Origin of the sequence: Nocardia noduli (genome assembly GCF_019038455.1) — a bacterium.
Lineage (GTDB): Bacteria > Actinomycetota > Actinomycetes > Mycobacteriales > Mycobacteriaceae > Nocardia > Nocardia noduli.
Map to the genome: position 1 here is coordinate 99,759 of NZ_JAFMPL010000013.1, position 17,707 is coordinate 117,465.

Consider the following 17,707-nt stretch of genomic DNA (forward strand, 5'->3'; position numbering starts at 1 on the left):
ACGGACTCAGTCGTCGTGCTCACCGAGCCGAGGCGGCGGGCCGTACGCGGGCTCGTACCCGTCGATCCGGATCGGATTGCCGACCAGACGGAACTGTCCCGCCGTCACCACCGCGTCCGGACTGGTGTCCAACGCCTCCGGCAGATCCCGCACCGCGGCGGCGGGAATGCCCAACGGGCGCAGGCGCGCTTCCCAGCCGACCGCGGTATCGGCGGCCAACGCGGTGGTGACCGCGTCGAGCACCTCGGTGCGACGCGCGGCGCGATCCGCCATCAGCTCGAACCCGTCGACACCCGCCTCGGCGGCGAAGGTCTTCCAGAACCCGTCGTGGGTCACGAACAGCGCGAGGTAGCCCTGCGCCGTCGGGAAGATCTGGGCCGGAACGTAATACGAATGCGCGCCGTGGGGGCGGCGCTCCGGTCGCTTACCGTCGTTGAGGTAGGCGGCGGCGTGGTAGTTCAACTGCGACAGCATCGTCTCGTAGAGCGAGACATCCACCTGCCCGCCCCGACCGGACACGATCTGGGCCAGCAGGCCGAGCGCGGCGGTCAGGCCGGTCGAGTTGTCGGCCGACGAATAGCCGGGCAGGGTCGGCGGACCCGTCGGATCGCCGGTGAGCGCCGCGATACCCGCGGCGGCCTGGACGATGTAGTCGAACGCCGGATCGTCGCCGCCGTAGAGCCCGTATCCGGTGATCGCGACGCAGACGATCTTCTCGTTGTGCTGCCGCAGCGCCTCGTAGGTGAGGCCGAGTCGCCGAATAGCCGACGGCTTCAGATTCACCAGCAGCGCGTGCGACTGCCCGACCAGTTCACCGAGACGGGCGCGGCCCGCCTCGCTACCGATCTCGATACGGACGCTCCGCTTCCCACGGTTGAGGCTGGCGAAATAGCTGTCGCTGACCTGTCGTGAGATATCGCCGGTCGCGGGCTCCACCTTGGTGACCTCGGCCCCGAGATCGGCGAGCATCATCGTCGCGTACGGACCGGCGAGCATGGTGCCGACCTCGAGTATCCGAATTCCGGCCAGCGGGCCGGAATTCGGAACGCTCATCGCAGCTCCTGGGCAAGCGCCGCGATCATCTCCCTGGTGCGCTGCTTGGACGCCACCAGTTCGTCGCGGGTCTCACCGATCGGCAACAGCCGGATCGACATATCCGTCGCACCCGCGTCGGCGTAGCGCCGCAGACCGGCCTCGATCTGCTTCTCGTCACCGGCGATACACATATCGCCGACGTTCTGCGCCGACCCCTGATCCAGCAGACGCTGGTAGTTCGGCGAGACCTCGGCCTCGGCGAGAATGCGATTGGCGCGCGCCTTCGCCTCGTCGACCCGGTTGGGTTCGCACAGGCAGACCGGAAGTCCGGCGACCACGCGCGGCGCGGGCCTGCCCGCGTCCGCGGCGGCCTTGCTGATCTTGGGGACGATATGGCTCTCGATGGCGCGCTCGTCGGCCATCCACAGCACGGTGCCGTCGGCCTGCTCGCCCGCGATGCGCAGCATCACCGGTCCCAGCGCGGCGATCAGCACCGGCACCGGGGCGACCGGGCCGAGATCGAGGGGGTTGTGCACCGTGAACGTGTCGTTCTCCACGTCCACCGAACCCGAACCGACCAGGCCCGCGTTGAGCACCTCGAGGTAGTCGCGGGTGTAGGCGGCGGGCTTGTCGTAGGGCAGGCCGAGCATATCGCTGACGATCCAGTGGTGCGACGGGCCGACGCCGAGCGCCAACCTGCCCCCGGCAGCGGCCTGTGCCGACAACGCTTGGCGGGCCAGCGCGATGGGATGCTGCGCCTGCAACGGCACCACGGCGGTACCCAATTCGATACGCGAGGTTTTCAAACCCATCGCGGCGATCGTGATCAGGGCGTCGAAATCGGTGGGGATCTGCGGGATCCACGCGGTGTCCATCCCCGCCGATTCGGCCCACTCGATATCGCGGAGCATGCGCTCGAGCTTGCGCCCGGAGTCACCCTTCTCCGGCCCGATCATTACTCCGATGCGCACTGTTCCTCCAAGCTGTGTGTCGTCGGCATCCGTTGGATCACGGGGCCGGTGTTCCGGTCAGTGCGCGAATCTCGGTGACGAGCGTCTCGAGCGGGGTGCTGGTCGGGAACACTGCCTTCGCACCGGCCTCCAGCAGTTTCGGCACGTCGGCCTGCGGGATGGTCCCGCCGACGACCACCGCGATATCACCGGCGTCGGCCTCGCGCAGCGCGTTCACCACGCGGGCGGTGAGTGCGACGTGCGCGCCCGACAGGATGCTGAGGCCGACGACGGCGACGTCCTCCTGTAAGGCGATGGAGACGATGTCCTCCACACGCTGGCGAATCCCGGTGTAGACCACCTCGAATCCGGCGTCGCGCAGCGTACGGGCGACGATCTTCGCGCCGCGGTCGTGTCCGTCCAGACCTGGTTTGGCGACCATTACGCGAGCGGGCATCAGAACACCACCGGCTGCTGGAATTCGCCCCATACCGACTTCAGCGCGGCGGTCATCTCACCGACCGTGCAGTAGGCGTTGGCGCAATCGATCAGGCGATGCATCAGGTTGTCGTCTCCTTCGGCGCCGCGCGAGAGCGCGGCAAGGGTGTCGCGAACGGCGGCGGGATCACGTTCGGCTTTCACCCGCGCCAGTCGCTTGAGCTGTCGCTCGCGCCCCTCGGCGTCGAGTTCGTAGGTACCGATATCGGGGGCGGGTTCGTCGGAGACGAATTTGTTGACACCGACCACCGGGCGTTCGCCCTTCTCCACCTCGTGGTGGAGTTTGAACGCCTCGTCGGCGATGAGGCCCTGGAGGTAACCGTCTTCGATGCAGCGCACCATGCCGCCGTGATCGTCGAGGTCACGCATGATCTCGATGATCTTCTCCTCGGTGGCGTCGGTGAGCGCTTCCACGAAGTAGGAGCCGCCGAGCGGGTCGGCGACCCGGGTGACGCCGGTCTCGTAGGCCAGCACCTGCTGGGTGCGCAGCGCCAGGGTGGCCGAATCCTCGCTCGGCAGCGCGAACGGCTCGTCCCACGCGGCGGTGAACATCGACTGCACCCCGCCGAGCACCGAGGCCAGCGCCTCGTAGGCGACGCGGACCAGGTTGTTCTGGGCCTGCGGCGCGTACAGCGAGGCGCCGCCGGCCACACAGCCGAAGCGGAACATCGAGGCCTTGTCGGTGGTCGCGCCGTACCGCTCGCGCACCAGGGTCGCCCAGCGACGCCTGCCCGCGCGGTACTTCGCGATCTCCTCGAAGAAATCGCCGTGGGTGTAGAAGAAGAAGGAGATCTGCGGGGCGAACTGATCGATCGTCATCCGGCCGCGCTCGACGACGGTGTCACAGTAGGTGACGCCGTCGGCCAGCGTGAACGCCATCTCCTGCACGGCGGTCGCGCCCGCGTCGCGGAAATGCGCCCCGGCCACCGAGATCGCGTTGAACCGCGGTACCTCCGCGGCACAGAACTCGATGGTGTCGGCGATCAGGCGAAGCGAGGGCTCCGGCGGCCAGATCCAGGTGCCGCGCGAGGCGTATTCCTTGAGGATGTCGTTCTGGATCGTGCCGGTCAGCTTCTCCCTGGGCACACCCTTTTTCTCCGCGGCGGCCACGTAGAAGGCCAGCAGGATCGCGGCGGTGCCGTTGATCGTGAAGCTCGTGCTGATCTTGTCCAGCGGGATGCCGTCGAAGAGCACCTCGGCGTCGGCGAGGGTGTCGACCGCGACACCGACGCGGCCGACTTCCTCACTCACCTCGGGGTCGTCGGAGTCGTACCCGCATTGGGTGGGGAGGTCGAGCGCGACCGACAAGCCGGTACCGCCCTGCCCGAGCAGGTAGCGGTATCGCTCATTGGACTCTTCGGCGGTTCCGAAACCGGAGTACTGCCGGAAAGTCCACAGTCGCCCCCGGTAGCCGGTGGCGAAGTTTCCGCGCGTGAAGGGATAAGCGCCCGGGTCGGGCGGGTCACCGCGCCGGTCATCCGGTCCGTAGATCGGCTCCAGCGGGATTCCGGACGAGGTCTGCACTTGGTTGTTCATCATTGAATACGATACTTTCGCTTTAGGAGAATGCCAATACCGTTTGGTGTGAACGAGACCGCAAAATGTTCTCGGGACACTCTCGGGACTGAGGAGAACGATGTCCGATCAGGAACGACAACTGACCGACCGCACGCTGGTCGTCTCCGGCGCGAGCCGCGGAATCGGGCTGGCGATCGCCCTCGCCGCCGCCGAGCAGGGCGCGAACGTCGTGCTGCTCGCCAAGACCGGCGAACCGCATCCGCGACTGCCCGGAACGGTCCACACCGCGGCCGCCGATGTCGAGGCCGCGGGCGGACACGCCGCGGCGGTGGTCGGCGACGTGCGTAACGAAGAGGACGTCCAGCGGGCCGTCGACCTCGCCGTCGAACGGTTCGGCGGCGTCGACCTGGTCGTGAACAACGCCAGCGCCATCGCCACCGACCCGACCGAGCAGCTCTCGGCCAAGAAGTTCGACCTGATGCAGGACATCAATATCCGCGGCACCTTCCTGCTGACCAAGGCATGCCTGCCGCACCTGCGCAAATCGGCCAACGCCCACGTGCTGACCATCGCGCCCCCGATCAACATGAATCCGTACTGGCTCGGCGCGCACCCGGTCTACACCGTGTCGAAATACGGTATGAGCCTGCTGACCCTCGGCTGGGCCACCGAGTACGCCGACGCCGCGATCGGCTTCAACTGCCTGTGGCCGCAGACCTATATCGCCACCTCGGCGGTCGCCAATCTCGACAACGGCGAGGAGCGCCTGAACGCCGCCCGCAGCCCGCGCATCATGGCCGACGCCGCCGTCGCGATCATGACCCAGCCCTCGGGCAAGATCACCGGGAACACCTTCATCGACGAGGACGCGGTGAAACGCTTCACCGGCATCGACGATATGTCCCGCTACGGCGGCGGCGACAACCCCACTCTCGACCTCTTCCTCGACGCCTGATCCACGAGCGCGGTTCCCGGCGGTATCGGCCGGGAACCGCACCTCGAGCCCCTCGATGTTCACCCCGCGGCGAGTTGCTCGGCCGGTGTCACGCCGGACACGAGGCCACCCGGATGAATGGGGCGATCGGTCACCGACAGTGGCCGCGCCGAACCACCCCGTCGCACGGCGACGATCTCCGCGCCGATCGCGACGGCGGTCTCCTCCGGCGTCTGCCCGCCGAGTTCGAGGCCGATCGGCGAACGCAGCCGACGCAACTGCTCGTCGCCCAGTCCGGCCGCGCGCAATCGCAGCCTGCGTTCCCGGTCCGCGCGCCGCGACCCCATCGCGCCGACATAGGCCACCGGACGTCGCAGCGCCTCGACCAGTACGGGAATGTCGAATTTCGGATCGTGGGTCAGCACGCAGATCACGGTGCGCGCGTCGACGTGGGTGCGCGCGAGATAGGTGTTCGGCCATTCCCGCACGACCTCGTGCGCGTCGGGCATCCTGGCCGGATCGGCGAAAGCGGGACGCGCCTCGCACACGGTGACGTGATAGCCGAGCAACCGGCCGACCCGGCACAGCGCGGTGGTGAAATCCGTCGCGCCGAAGACCAGCATGCGCGGGGGCGACGCGAACGATTCTATGAAAACCGTTCTTTCCCGATCAGCGCAGCCGATCACCCGCACCGCGGTGCTCGCGGTGTCGAGCATGGCCCGCGCCCGAGCCACGAGCGTCGGGTCGGCGTCGGGCCCGACCACGCTGTCCGGGCGCAGCGCCAGCATCTCCCCCGACTCCAGATCGCGCACGAGTGCGACCGGTCCACCGTCGGCATCGAGTACGGCTTCGAGTACGGCTTCGATGATCGGATACCGGTCCGGGGTGATCCGATGGACCAGAATCTCCAACTCGCCGCCACAGGTCAGGCCGACGGCAAAGGCGTCGCTATCGCTGTATCCGAAAATCTCGCGGACTGGTTCACCGGTCTCGAGCACTCGACCGCACAATTCGAGGACCGCGCCCTCGACGCATCCTCCGGACAGACTCCCCCGAATATTGCCCTCGGCGTCGACGGCCATCGTCGCCCCGGGCGGGCGCGGCGCGCTTCCGGTCACGCCGACCACCGTGGCCAGCACATACGAGGCTCCCGCGGCATGCCATCGCAGCAGATGCGCACCGAGTTCACGCATGGGAGTCCTCTCGCAGTCATCGGCTCCGGCCCGCGAGAACGGCCCGCCGCCGATCGGATGGGAGCCTGCCAGGGACTCCGATCACGTCGCACTGTCAGCGAGAATACAATTCTCGTACGATTCTAGCGACATATCCGTTTACGGCATAGGCGGTTGACATCCCGCGAATCTCAATGCTAAACACATGTTCAGCATCCACGAACGGCACCCGTCGTCCCGCGAGCGGCCCGCAGCCCCGGCCCGCGCGCCCGACCCCGACCTCCGATCACGATGCCCCTCACGATGTCCGAACTCGCCGACGGCGCCGAAGCCCGCGCGGGGCGGCACCGGTCGGCATCCGAGGTGAACGGAGTACCAGCCGGATGACTTCTTCCAGGCAGCCCATCGGGGTGGACGGCGGATACGGCCGGAGACCCGCGAGATGACCCGCACGCACACCCCACCCAGCACCGGCGTCGTCGGCTCCCGGGTACCCCGGGTCGAGGACGCGCGCCTGGTCACCGGAGCGGGCACCTTCGTCGACGACGTCACGCGCCCCGGCATGGTGCACGCGTGCTTCGTTCGCAGCCCGCTGCCACGCGCGCGCATCGGCGACATCGACGTCTCCGGCGCGCTCGAACTCGACGGCGTACTGGCCGTCTACACCGCCGCCGACCTCAATCCCACCGCGCACCAGATCTCCTACGGACTCGACATGGTCGGCATGCCGCCGGTGCCGCGTCCGCCGCTGGCCGAGGAGGAGGTCCGCTTCGTCGGCGACCCGGTGGTCCTCGTGATCGCCGTCGATCGCTACATCGCCGAGGACGCCGTCGAACAGGTGATCATCGACTACGAACCGCTCGACCCGGTGGTCGACTACATCACCGCGGGCGAATCACCGAACCTCGTGCACGCCGGTTTCGCCGGTAATTCCGCGGGCGAGATCGGCGGCCGCCCGGCCTCGGACCTCGCGCCGATCTTCGACTCGGCCGCCCACGTGGTGCGCCAGCAGATCTTCCAGCAGGCCTATTCGCCGGTGCCGATGGAGACAAGGGGCATCGTCGCGGAATGGTCGATCCCCACCTCGGAGATGACGATCTGGGCCTCCACCCAATCCCCCTTCGAGGTCCGCGGTTTCACCGCGCGACTGCTCGGCATAGACGAGCACCAGGTGCGCGTCCTGGCCCGCGACACCGGCGGCGGCTTCGGCATGAAGGTCGCGCCGCTGCGCGAAGAGGCCTGCGTGCTGCTGGCGGCGCGCACACTCGGCTCGGCCGTGAAATGGATCGAGGACCGGCAGGAAAATCTCATGTCCGCCGGGATGTCGCGACACGAACACGCTTCTGTCGGAATGGCTTTCGACGACGATGGCAAGATCCTGGCCGCCTCCATCGAGCACACGCAGAACGTCGGCGCCTACCCGACGCCTTCACCGATCACCGGCGGCGTTCCGGTCGGCATGCTGTTCCCCGGCCCCTACCGGGTCACGAACGCCTCCTTCCACGCGAAATTCCTCTACTCCAACACCGTCGGCCGCATCGCCTACCGCGGACCGTGGCAGTTCGAGTCGGTGGCCCGCGAAGTGCTGCTCGATCACGCCGCACGCCGGATCGGTATCGACCCGATCGAATTGCGCAGACGAAATATCCTGCGCCGCGACGAATTCCCCTTCCCCAACCCCAACGGCATGGTCTACGACAACGCCTCCCCGATGGAGACGTTGGAGCAGGCGGTCCAGATGCTCGACTACGACGCGTTCCGCGCCCAGCAGCGCGCCGCCCGCGCCGAAGGCCGCTACCTCGGCGTCGGCACCTGCACCTATATCGAGCCGACGGCGGGCGCGAGTCCGTTCCTGAGCACCGAGGGCGCCACCATCCGGATCGCGCCCAGCGGCAAGGTCAACGTCTTCGTCGCGGGCGGTTCGGCGGGTAACAGCATCGAGACCACCGTCGTCCAGTTGACCGCCGACGCGCTCGGCGCCGATATCGCCGATGTGCGCACCGTGCAGGGCGATACCGCCGTCACCCCCTTCGGCGGCGGCACCCAGGGCAGTCGCTCCGGTTCGATGACCGCAGGCGCGATCGCCGCGACGGCCGCGCCCCTGCGCGAGCGCATCATCGCGATCGCCGCGCATCGTCTCGGCGTCGCCGTGGACGAGATCGAGTTCGCGGCCAGCAGGGCCACCGTGGTCGGCAACCCCGACAAGGTGCTCACACTGGCCGAGATCGCCGAGATCGCCTACCTCCAGGCCGACGCGCTGCCGCCGGGCATACCGCCCGGTCTCGAGGCCGTCGGACGGCACAAGACCACGCAGATGGCGATCTGGGCCAATGCCACCCACCTGTGCACCTGCGAGGTCGATATCGAGACCGGCGAGGTGACACTGTTGCGCTACATCGTCAGCGAGGACTGCGGCCCCATGATCAACCCGGCCGTGGTCGAGGGCCAGATCTACGGCGGCACCGTGCAGGGCATCGGCGGCGCGCTCTACGAGAATCTCGCCTACGACGAGAGCGGCAACCCGGTCGCCACCACCTTCCTCGACTACCTGATGCCGACGGCGTCGGAGGTGCCGCGCATCGAGGTCGGTCACGTCGAGACCCCGAGCCCGGGGCCGGGCAGTTTCAAGGGCGTCGGGGAGGGCGGGGCGATCGGTTCGACACCGGCGATCCTCAACGCCGTCGCCGACGCGCTGTCGCCGTTCGGTGTGGAGATCTCGAAACTGCCGCTGTCCCCCGCCACGATCGTGTCGATGCTCGACGAGGCGCGCGCCGCCGGAAAGGGTCCCGCATGAAACCGGCGGCCTTCGAATACCACGCCCCCGCCACCGCCGAGGAGGCCGTGACCCTGCTCGCCGACCTCGGCGAGGAGGCCAAGATCATCGCGGGCGGTCAGAGTCTGATGCCGATGCTGGCGTTGCGGCTGGCGGTCTTCGACCATTTGGTCGACCTGCGCAAGGTGACCGAATTGCGCGGCATCCGGACCAGCGGCGACACGGTGTGGATCGGGGCGGGGACGACCCATGCCGACGTCGGCCGGTCCGAGGAGGTGCGGCGCGCGGTGCCGCTGCTGGCGCGGGCAACCCCGCACATCGGGCATTTCCAGATCCGCAATCGCGGCACCATCGGCGGCGCGATCGCCCACGCCGACCCGGCGGGTGAATATCCGACGGTGGCACTGACGCTGGACGCCGAGATCGAGACGCTGTCGCCCCGTGGCCGCCGCGTCGTCCCGGCCGCCGAATTCTTCACCGGCATGTGGTCGACGGATCTGGAGGCCGACGAGATCGTCACCGCGATCGGATTCCAGGTCCGGCGTGGCCGCTGCGGCTACGCCATCGAGGAATTCACCCGCCGCAGTGGCGATTTCGCGATGGCGGGAGCGGCGATCGCGGTCCGCCTCGACGCGGATTCGCGGATCGAGAGCGCCGCGATCGGACTGATCGGACTGGCTCCGACACCGGTGCGGGCCAGAACCACCGAGGCCGGACTCGTCGGCCGTTCGATCGACGATATCGACGTCGAGGAAATCGGCCGGTCCGCCACGGCGGGACTGGATTCGGTGACATCGGATGTGCACGGCTCCGCCGACTATCGGCGCAGGGTCGGCGCGGCAATGGTGGTGCGCGCGTGGCGTCGTGCCGTAGAGGAGGCGAGCGATGACTGATATCGAGATCGAGGTCACGATCAACGGTGCGTCGCGCCGCGACATCGTGGCGCCGCGACTGACCCTGGCCGACTACCTGCGCGAGAAATGCGGGCTGACCGGAACCCACCTGGGCTGCGAACACGGTGTGTGCGGCGCGTGCACCGTCATGCTCGACGGCGACGCGGTCCGGGCCTGCCTGATCTTCGCCGTGCAGGCCGACGGCGCCGAACTCACCACGGTCGAGGGCATCGCGGCCCCCGACGGCACCCTGTCCCCCGTGCAGGCCGCGTTCCGTGCCGAACACGGGTTGCAATGCGGTTTCTGCACCCCCGGCTTCATCGTGTCGGCCACCGCCTTCCTGCGCGAGAACCCGGACCCGACCGAACCCGAGATCCGCGACGCGATCTCGGGCAACCTCTGCCGGTGCACCGGATACCAGGGCATCATCCGGGCCGTTCGCGCCGCGGCCGATTCCATCGCCGACGCGCACGGCGACCGGACGAACAATTCCGATGCGAACGATGCGGAGACGACCGACGCCGCGGCGCGGCAGTCGTGAACATCCGCGTGACCTCTGAAGGACACCAATGAAACTCGACAACACCTTCACGATTCCCGTCCCCGCAGCGCAGGCCTTCCCGGTGCTGCTCGATCTGGAACGCCTCGCCCCCTGTGTGCCCGGCGCGACCATCACCTCCAAGGAGGGCGACGACTACCACGGCAAGATCAAGGTCAAGCTCGGTCCCGTCGGCCTGAGCTACAGCGGTGTCATCAAGGTCGTGTTCCAGGACGAGGACGGCGGCATCGCCGTGCTGGAGGGTCGCGGCCGCGAGACCCGTGGCAACGGAACGGCCAAGGCGACCATCACCTGCCGCCTGGTCGAAACCGACGGCATCACCGAGGTTTTCGTCGACACGGATCTGGCGATCACCGGCAAACCCGCCCAGTTCGGGCGTGGCGCGCTCGCGGACGTGGCCGGAACGCTGATCGGCCAGTTCGCCGCCAACCTGGCCGAGGAGATCACCGCCTCGACACAGGGGGCGCCCGGCGGCGAACCCGCGCCGCCGACTCTGGCCGCCGTCCCGCCGTCGGAGCAGGTGAGCCCGGCCGCGTCCTCGGCGTCCACCGCCACGGCGCCGACCTCGTCGGCGCCCCGTAAACCGGCCGAGCCGATCGATCTGCTCGCCGCGGCGGGAGCGGGCAACGCGACCAAACTCGGCGGCCTCGCCTTCGCCGGGCTCGCGGCGCTGTTGCTCGCGGTGCTGCTCCGCAGGCGTTCGTCCAAGCCGACGGCCTGATCGGCGCGGTCTTCCGTACCGGCCTCGTCAGGGGCGAGGCCGGATACGCGCCCCACCGGGCCTGAGAACGTAGTTCTTGATTTTGGATAGTCTCGATCTTTCTAATAAGAATTGAGATATACGAATCAGTAGAATGTTCCTTCCCTTCCGGTACTATTCAATGATGTTCATCCTCCGGAGGGCTTCCGCCCATCGATGCACCGGCTCGAGGTCTCTATGAGCCGTACCGATGAAGGCAACGTGCCCGCGTGGAAGCAACGCGCGGTGGACCGCTCGCTCCGGACGGCCAAAATCCGTGCGAGTCAACGGGTTCAGCGCTTCCTCGACGCGGCGCAGGCGATCATCACCGAGAAGGGCAGCACCGACTTCACGGTGCAGGAGGTCGTCGACCGGTCGCGACAGTCGCTGCGCAGTTTCTACCTGCAATTCGACGGGAAACACGAACTGCTGCTCGCGCTCTACGAGGACGCGCTCGGCCGGACCGTCGAGCAGATCCGTGCCGCGACCAGCAACAGCGTCGAACCGCTGGAGAAGTTGCGCACCGCGGTCGAACTGCTCTTCCAGCTCTGCCGTCCCGACCCGGACGCCAAGCGGCCGCTGTTCACCGAATTCGCCCCGCAGCTGCTCAGCTCGCATCCCGCAGAGGTGCGCATGGCGCACGCGGCGCTGTTCACGCTGTTCACCGAGCTGATGACCGAGGCGAACAAGTCGACGCGGCTGCAACGCGACGCGAACCCGCGCAGGCTGGCCGCGATGACCATGCATACCGTCATGTTCATCTCCCAGCCCGCGAGCGTGGACGCCGACGCCCGACCGCTCAGCGCCGCCGAGGTGTGGAACTTCTGCGCCAACGGCATCACCGCCCGCTCCGACGAGGCGGAGGATCGCCTGCTCACCTGAGGTGCGCACGGTGGTTTGACTGGGGGACACGGTTTTGAAAATGTGTTAGTCAAGAATGCAAATCGCATTCTCGCTAGGTGATCAGGAGGACGCGATGAGATTGGGACCCCTTCCGGAGGAAGAGTGGGACGACGAAGTGATCAGCGCGTTGTCCCGCATGCTGCCCGCCGAGCGCCGCAACGCCGAGAAGGCGGGCAATGTGCTCACGACCATGGCGCGCCACCCCGCGCTGACCAAGGCGTTCCTGACGTTCAACGTGCACCTGCTGTTCCGGTCCACGCTCACCGAGCGCCTGCGTGAACTGGCAATCCTGCGTGTGGCCTACCGCCGCAACTGCGCTTACGAGTGGGACCATCACGCCAGGATGGGCATCGACGCCGGACTCACCGAGACCGAGGTCGAGGCGGCGCGCGGCAACGCCCAGATCACCGACGATTTCGATCTCGCCATCCTGCGGGCGGTCGACGAACTCGACGAGAAGTCGAATCTGTCCGACGAGACGTGGGCCGCGCTGAGCGAACGCTTCAGCGAGCGCCAGATCATGGATTTCGTCTTCACCGTCGGCGCGTACGCCATGCTGGCGTCGGCGATCAACACCTTCGGCATCGAGGTCGACACCCGGCACTGACCCCGCCGACGACTCGGGGGCGGTACGCGAATCGCGTACCGCCCCCGAACTGTCTATCCGCGCTCAGGCGCGCGGCAGGCCGAGCACCCGCTCGGCGATGATGGTGCGCTGGATCTCGGAGGTGCCGCCCGCGATGGTGCCGGCGAAACTACGCATGTAGCGCTCGAACCACCCCGACGAGAAGTGATCCAGCGACATCCGACTCGGCGGCGAGCTCAGGGTCGGATGCGCGAGCCCTTCCAGCCCGACCGAGTACAGAGCCTGTTCGGAGGCCGTCTGGATCGCCTCCGAACCGAGCACCTTCAGGATCGACAGCGCGGGCACGTCCTGCTCGTTGCGCGCTTCCCTGGCCAGGGCCGCCGAGCCGAGCAGCCGCAGCGCCTGGTTGTCCATGACCAGCTTCGCGAAGGCATCGTGATCCTGCACGCTGTGCGGACGGAAATCACCGAGCAGATCCTCGAGCCGATCGGCGAAACTCAGCCACAGCAGCGTGCGCTCGTGTCCGAGCGACCCGTTCGCCACCGACCAGCCGCCGTTGACCTCGCCGATGAGATTCTCGGCGGGCACCCGGACGCCCTCGAAGTAGACCTCGTTGAAGTCCAGATCGTCGGGCGAGCACACCGAGGGGAACGGCCGCCTGGTCACACCGGGCGAATCGGTCGGGATCAGCAGCACGCTGATGCCCTTGTGCTTGGGCGCGGTCGGATCGGTGCGCACGAAGGTGAGCAGTACATCGGCGTCGTGCGCGCCCGAGGTCCAGACCTTCTGGCCGTCGACGACGAATTCGTCGCCCTCGCGAACCGCGCGAGTGCGCAGCCCTGCCAGGTCCGAACCGGCGCCCGGCTCGCTCATGCCGAGCGCGGCGGTGATCTCCGCGCGCAGGATCGGCACGGCCCAGCGTCGCTTCTGCTCCTCGGTGCCGAACGACAGCAGCGAAGCCGCGATGATGCCGAGGCCCTGCGGGTTGAAGCTGTGGTAGATCCGCCGCTTGGACAGTTCTTCCAGGTGCACGTACTGCTGGATCAGCGTGGCGTTGCGCCCGCCGAACTCGGGCGGATTGGCGGGCAGCAGCCAACCGCTGTCGAACATCAGCCGCTGCCACTGCCGTGCCCACTCCGGAACGTCGGCGCTGGATCCGGACCGCTCGACGGCGACGTCCTCGCCGGGCAGGTTGGCGTCGAGGAAGGCGACGAATTCGGCCCGGAATTCCTCGACATCGGAATCAAACGTGAGCTGCACGGTACTCCTCGGAGATCAGCGCCCGGTGCTCGGCCGCGCCGCCGAGCAGCAACTCGCCGGCCTTGGCTCGCTTGAGCGCGAACTGTAGGTCATTTTCCCAGGTGAACCCCATGGCGCCGAAGAGTTGAACCCCGTGCCGGAACACCACGGACTGGCATTCGCCCGCCGACGCCTTGGCCATCGAGGCCGCCAGCCGCCTGCGCGGGTCGTCGGAGGCCAGGCACAGCGCGGCGAAATAGCCGAGCGCGCGGGCGCGTTCGATCGCGATGTGCATATCGGCGGCCTTGTGCTTGACGGCCTGGAACGATCCGATGGCGGCGTCGAACTGCTTGCGGGTGCGGACGTGTTCGAGGACCAGATCCAGAATCCGCTGGCAGGCGCCGACGGTGGTCACGGCCATGCCGGTCAGCGCGTGCTGACGCGCGCGTTCGGTGTCGATACCGCTGCGGTCGGCGTTGCCGACCGACACATCGGAGAAGGTGACCTCGGCGACATGCAGCACCGGATCGAAGATCGCGGTGCGGCGCGCGGTGACCGCGGACGCGGGCACGACGAAGACACCTGCGGGCGTGACCACCGCGAACTGCTCGGCGCGGTCACCGTCGAGCACGTGGCGCGCGGTGCCGTTCAACCGCCAGCCCGCGCCGTCGCGGCTGGGCACCACACCCGAATACACGGCGGTACCGGGCCGATCGATCGCTCCCGCGTCGGGAACGAGGGGGGCGAACTGCGAGACCGACGCGAGGAAGGGCGTGGGATCGGTGGCCCGACCGAGGCCCTCGAGCACGATGGCCAATTCCACGGCGAGGTCCGGATCCGTCAGTTCGGTCCAGCCGAGACCGACGTAGGTCTGCCATAGCTGACCGGCGTCGAGGTCCTTGTCGACGATGTCTCGAATGAGCGCCGGTGGGCACTCTCTAGCCGTGACCTCACGCACCGTATCGCGCAATAGTCGCTGGTCGGCGTCGAACTCGAACAGCATCTCAGCCTCCCTCCTTTCGCGGAATGAAGATGTACTTCCATGAGAATAACATTCTCAATTCCGAAAGGACCGATCTGATTCCCCCTCTGACCACGCCGATTTCCCGCCCCCGCAGGCTTGACATCCACCACTGAACCGCCTAGGCGCGCACGGGCACCGCATATATCCGACAAGAGACACGACCCGATTCACCCGCGTAGTCGGACTGTCGGCGTCGCACGCCGAGGACGTTCGCCGCGTCCTCGGCGTCGATCACCGCCGCGTGACCGTCACCGTCACCGGGTCCTGCCCGGGGGCGGCGGTCAGTTCGAGCATCGGGACGTCGGGTTCGGAGACGACATCGGCGCCCTGGACGTCGACGTCGTAGCCGCCGGGGTAGATGCTCCGCGGCAGCGACACCTCGGTCCGGGCTCCGAGGGGGAACGGCTGGCCGGAATCGACGCGAACGGCGCGGTAGCGCAGGGTGAAAGCGCCGGTCGCGCTGTCGTAGCGCCATTGCAGCGGAGTGCCCGCGACCGCCTGCGGATAGGCCCGCACGATCGCCGGGTCCATCAGGTCGGGGCCGGTGGGCGGTTCCTGCGGATGACCCGGCGTCTGGTTCTGCGACAGGGACCAGAGCATCCAGGAGACCATGCGGTCGTCGTAGAGATCGCCGAGACGGGTCAGTTTCGACCAGTCCCTGGTCGCGCCGAATTCGGTCACCATCCCGACGACGCCCTCGCGGTCGGCGCGATCCAATCCGCTGCTCACACAGGCGTCGTCCCGACCCACGCAGTAGTCGTGGAAGCTCATCCCCGCGTTCGGATCGCCGGTCGGATTCGGCATCCAGTTCGGAGTGCCGAAGTCGTTGGTCACCGAAGGCTCGTAGAACAGCACGTGTTTCGAGTCGACCCGGCGGATAGCATTCATCACCTCGGCCTGGAACGGGGCGAGGACGTCGTTCTCGAACCGGGGGCAGCCCTGTGGGAAACAGGTCGGGTATTCCCACCCCGGCCACGGCTCGTTGATCAGGTCGTAGCCGAGCACGTACGGTTCGTCGGCGAAGCGTCGCGCGACCTGCTCCCACATGGCCGCGTAATGATCCCGCACTCCGACGCCGTCGGCCGCGGCGCGGTTGCGATAGAAATTCGCCCACGTCTGGTTCTGCGCGGGGCTGACGAAGTAGACCAACGGGAAGCCCGGATCGGGCTGCAACGGGAACCCGTCGGTGAACGTCGCCCAGTTCGGGAACCCGCTCCAGCTCGCGCCGACCGATTCGTTGAACGCGTCCTGATGGGAATCGATGAGACTGTAGATGCCGTACTCCGCCAGCACACCCTGGGTCTGCGCGATCTGCGCGATGTAGTCGTCGTCGTAGACACCCGGCTCCGGCTCGACGGCCTTCCAGGCGAACCCCAGCCGGACCGCGTTGACACCGTGCTCGGCCAGGTACCGGGCGTCCTCCTCACCGAAACCGCCCGCTGCGGGGAAGTACGGCGGGTATTTGTAGACCATGTTCACACCGTGCACGGTGATCACCCGGCCCTGTTCGTCGGTGAGCCAGCGCCCCGCCTGCACCAGATCCGACGCCGTCGGCGTCGCCGAGGCCGGTACGGTCAGTCCGAGCAGCAAGACGACCAACCCGAGACACCGCGCGGCCGAGGACATGAGGGTCATCGCGCAAACCTTTCGACGAGTGCGCCGACCGCCCCGGTACGGCACCGTCGACTCGAGCGAGAGAAGCTCCGATACGCGGCCGCCGTCGAATCAACGGCACCGCTGATGCGGAAATGCTATATCTCCGCGACCGGATGGGATCACGACACTCCAAGCCCGCGTGCCGTCCTGTTGTCGCGGAGCGCGGCGACCGTGTGAAAGAGCGAATCACCATGCATGTCACCGAGACGATGATCGATCCCGGCCTGCGAAGGGCGGCGGCGGTGCTGGGCAGGGCGGCCGGACGCGCGCGCACCGTCGACGACCTGCGGAAGCCGACTCCGATCATGGACCGGATCGCGCGCGCCGTGCCGATCGGAGGTATCCGTCGCCGCGAACGGTGGATCACCCGGCGCGACGGCTCGCCCCTGCGCGTTCTGATCGTCACCGGCCCCGACCCGGCACCGGAGGCGGCGGGAATCCTGTGGATCCACGGCGGCGGCTACGCCATGGGCGCGCCGGAGTGGGAAATCGCCGCCATGCGCAGACTCGTGCGCACCGGCAATTGCGTGATCGTCTCCCCCGATTACCGACTCAGCCGCCTGGCGCCGTATCCGGCGGCGCTCGAGGACTGCTACGACGTGTTGCTGTGGTTGCGCGATCACGCCGACGAACTCGGGGTCCGCCCCGACCGACTGGCGGTCGGCGGGGCCTCCGCGGGCGGCGGTCTCACCGCGGCGGTGTCGCTGTATGCCCGCGACCACGGCGAGGTCGCCATCGCCTTCCAGATGCCGATATACCCGATGATCGATGACCGTGGCCGCACCGACTCCGCCGTCGACAACAACGCCCCGGTCTGGGACGCGGTCACCAACGAATCGGCCTGGCGTCTCTACCTGGGCGATCTCTACGGCGGGAACGTGCCCGCCTACGCCGCACCCGCACGCGCCGCCGACTTCACCGGACTGCCGCCGACGATCAGTTTCGTCGGCGGCATCGAACCTTTCCGCGACGAGACCATCGCCTACGTCGATGCCTTGCGCGCCGCGGGCGTGCCGGTCGAGTTCCAGCTGTTTCCCGGCGCGTTCCACGGGTTCGACGCCGCCGTCTGGACCCCGATCGCCAAGCGGGCCACGGCTTTTCTGCTCGATCGCTTCGACCACGCCCTGCGGACCCACCGCGCACCGCAACCCTGACCGCGCTACCGAGGTCGATGCGCCAGCGCGCCCACATCCGCCGATCGCGAACTCGCCCCGGTGCGTGTGCCAGT

General features: G+C 67.9%; 16 protein-coding genes. 8 read left to right on the plus strand and 8 right to left on the minus strand.

Annotated elements, in window-relative coordinates:
* Positions 1 to 6: 6 nt before the first annotated feature.
* The 4 genes from JZ792_RS10955 to JZ792_RS10970 are packed head-to-tail and all read right to left on the minus strand — an operon-like array spanning position 7 to position 4,019.
* Positions 7 to 1,053, minus strand: coding sequence for a CaiB/BaiF CoA transferase family protein (locus JZ792_RS10955; RefSeq protein ID WP_216909549.1), 1,047 nt, complete (start codon positions 1,051 to 1,053; stop codon positions 7 to 9).
* On the minus strand, positions 1,050 to 2,006 hold the full coding sequence (locus tag JZ792_RS10960) for an LLM class F420-dependent oxidoreductase (protein WP_216909551.1): 957 nt from the start codon (positions 2,004 to 2,006) through the stop codon (positions 1,050 to 1,052). The genes JZ792_RS10955 and JZ792_RS10960 overlap by 4 nt, the downstream gene beginning before the upstream one ends.
* 37 nt (positions 2,007 to 2,043) lie before the next feature.
* Positions 2,044 to 2,442: a cobalamin B12-binding domain-containing protein gene (locus JZ792_RS10965; RefSeq protein ID WP_216909553.1), complete on the minus strand. Its 399-nt coding sequence runs from the start codon at positions 2,440 to 2,442 to the stop codon at positions 2,044 to 2,046.
* Positions 2,442 to 4,019 (minus strand): methylmalonyl-CoA mutase family protein, encoded by a 1,578-nt coding sequence (locus JZ792_RS10970; protein ID WP_109530625.1) that lies wholly within the window; start codon positions 4,017 to 4,019, stop codon positions 2,442 to 2,444. The genes JZ792_RS10965 and JZ792_RS10970 overlap by 1 nt, the downstream gene beginning before the upstream one ends.
* A gap of 100 nt (positions 4,020 to 4,119) precedes the next feature.
* On the opposite strand from JZ792_RS10970, the gene JZ792_RS10975 reads away from it, so the two are divergent.
* Positions 4,120 to 4,956 carry an SDR family oxidoreductase gene (locus JZ792_RS10975; protein ID WP_216909555.1) on the plus strand — a complete coding sequence of 279 codons (837 nt, stop codon included), beginning with the start codon at positions 4,120 to 4,122 and terminating at the stop codon, positions 4,954 to 4,956.
* 59 nt (positions 4,957 to 5,015) lie between these two features.
* On the opposite strand, the gene JZ792_RS10980 is transcribed toward JZ792_RS10975, so the two are convergent.
* Complete coding sequence (locus tag JZ792_RS10980; RefSeq protein WP_216909557.1) at positions 5,016 to 6,128, minus strand: XdhC family protein; 1,113 nt, start codon at positions 6,126 to 6,128, stop codon at positions 5,016 to 5,018.
* 421 nt (positions 6,129 to 6,549) lie between these two features.
* On the opposite strand from JZ792_RS10980, the gene JZ792_RS10985 reads away from it, so the two are divergent.
* From JZ792_RS10985 to JZ792_RS11010, 6 genes are all read left to right on the plus strand, one after another.
* On the plus strand, positions 6,550 to 8,901 hold the full coding sequence (locus JZ792_RS10985) for a xanthine dehydrogenase family protein molybdopterin-binding subunit (RefSeq protein WP_216909559.1): 2,352 nt from the start codon (positions 6,550 to 6,552) through the stop codon (positions 8,899 to 8,901).
* Positions 8,898 to 9,773 carry an FAD binding domain-containing protein gene (locus tag JZ792_RS10990; protein ID WP_216909561.1) on the plus strand — a complete coding sequence of 292 codons (876 nt, stop codon included), beginning with the start codon at positions 8,898 to 8,900 and terminating at the stop codon, positions 9,771 to 9,773. The genes JZ792_RS10985 and JZ792_RS10990 overlap by 4 nt, the downstream gene beginning before the upstream one ends.
* Positions 9,766 to 10,314 (plus strand): (2Fe-2S)-binding protein, encoded by a 549-nt coding sequence (locus tag JZ792_RS10995; protein WP_216909563.1) that lies wholly within the window; start codon positions 9,766 to 9,768, stop codon positions 10,312 to 10,314. Before JZ792_RS10990 ends, JZ792_RS10995 begins: the two co-directional genes overlap by 8 nt.
* Positions 10,315 to 10,342: 28 nt before the next feature.
* Positions 10,343 to 11,053 carry an SRPBCC family protein gene (locus tag JZ792_RS11000; protein ID WP_216909565.1) on the plus strand — a complete coding sequence of 237 codons (711 nt, stop codon included), beginning with the start codon at positions 10,343 to 10,345 and terminating at the stop codon, positions 11,051 to 11,053.
* Positions 11,054 to 11,269: 216 nt separating this feature from the next.
* Complete coding sequence (locus JZ792_RS11005) at positions 11,270 to 11,953, plus strand: TetR/AcrR family transcriptional regulator (protein ID WP_216909567.1); 684 nt, start codon at positions 11,270 to 11,272, stop codon at positions 11,951 to 11,953.
* A gap of 94 nt (positions 11,954 to 12,047) precedes the next feature.
* A complete protein-coding gene (locus tag JZ792_RS11010) occupies positions 12,048 to 12,581 on the plus strand; it encodes a carboxymuconolactone decarboxylase family protein (RefSeq protein ID WP_216909569.1) in 534 nt (177 codons plus the stop codon).
* Between the two features lie 63 nt (positions 12,582 to 12,644).
* Here the strand turns inward: JZ792_RS11010 and JZ792_RS11015 are convergent, their stop codons facing one another.
* The 3 genes from JZ792_RS11015 to JZ792_RS11025 all read right to left on the minus strand — a co-directional run bounded on the left by JZ792_RS11015 (position 12,645) and on the right by JZ792_RS11025 (position 16,458).
* Positions 12,645 to 13,820 (minus strand): acyl-CoA dehydrogenase family protein, encoded by a 1,176-nt coding sequence (locus JZ792_RS11015; protein WP_216909571.1) that lies wholly within the window; start codon positions 13,818 to 13,820, stop codon positions 12,645 to 12,647.
* On the minus strand, positions 13,804 to 14,802 hold the full coding sequence (locus JZ792_RS11020; RefSeq protein WP_216909573.1) for an acyl-CoA dehydrogenase family protein: 999 nt from the start codon (positions 14,800 to 14,802) through the stop codon (positions 13,804 to 13,806). Before JZ792_RS11020 ends, JZ792_RS11015 begins: the two co-directional genes overlap by 17 nt.
* 252 nt (positions 14,803 to 15,054) lie before the next feature.
* Positions 15,055 to 16,458, minus strand: a complete 1,404-nt coding sequence (locus JZ792_RS11025) for a cellulase family glycosylhydrolase (protein ID WP_216909575.1) — start codon at positions 16,456 to 16,458, stop codon at positions 15,055 to 15,057.
* 194 nt (positions 16,459 to 16,652) lie between these two features.
* On the opposite strand from JZ792_RS11025, the gene JZ792_RS11030 reads away from it, so the two are divergent.
* Positions 16,653 to 17,633, plus strand: a complete 981-nt coding sequence (locus tag JZ792_RS11030; RefSeq protein ID WP_216909577.1) for an alpha/beta hydrolase — start codon at positions 16,653 to 16,655, stop codon at positions 17,631 to 17,633.
* Positions 17,634 to 17,707 lie beyond the last annotated feature (74 nt).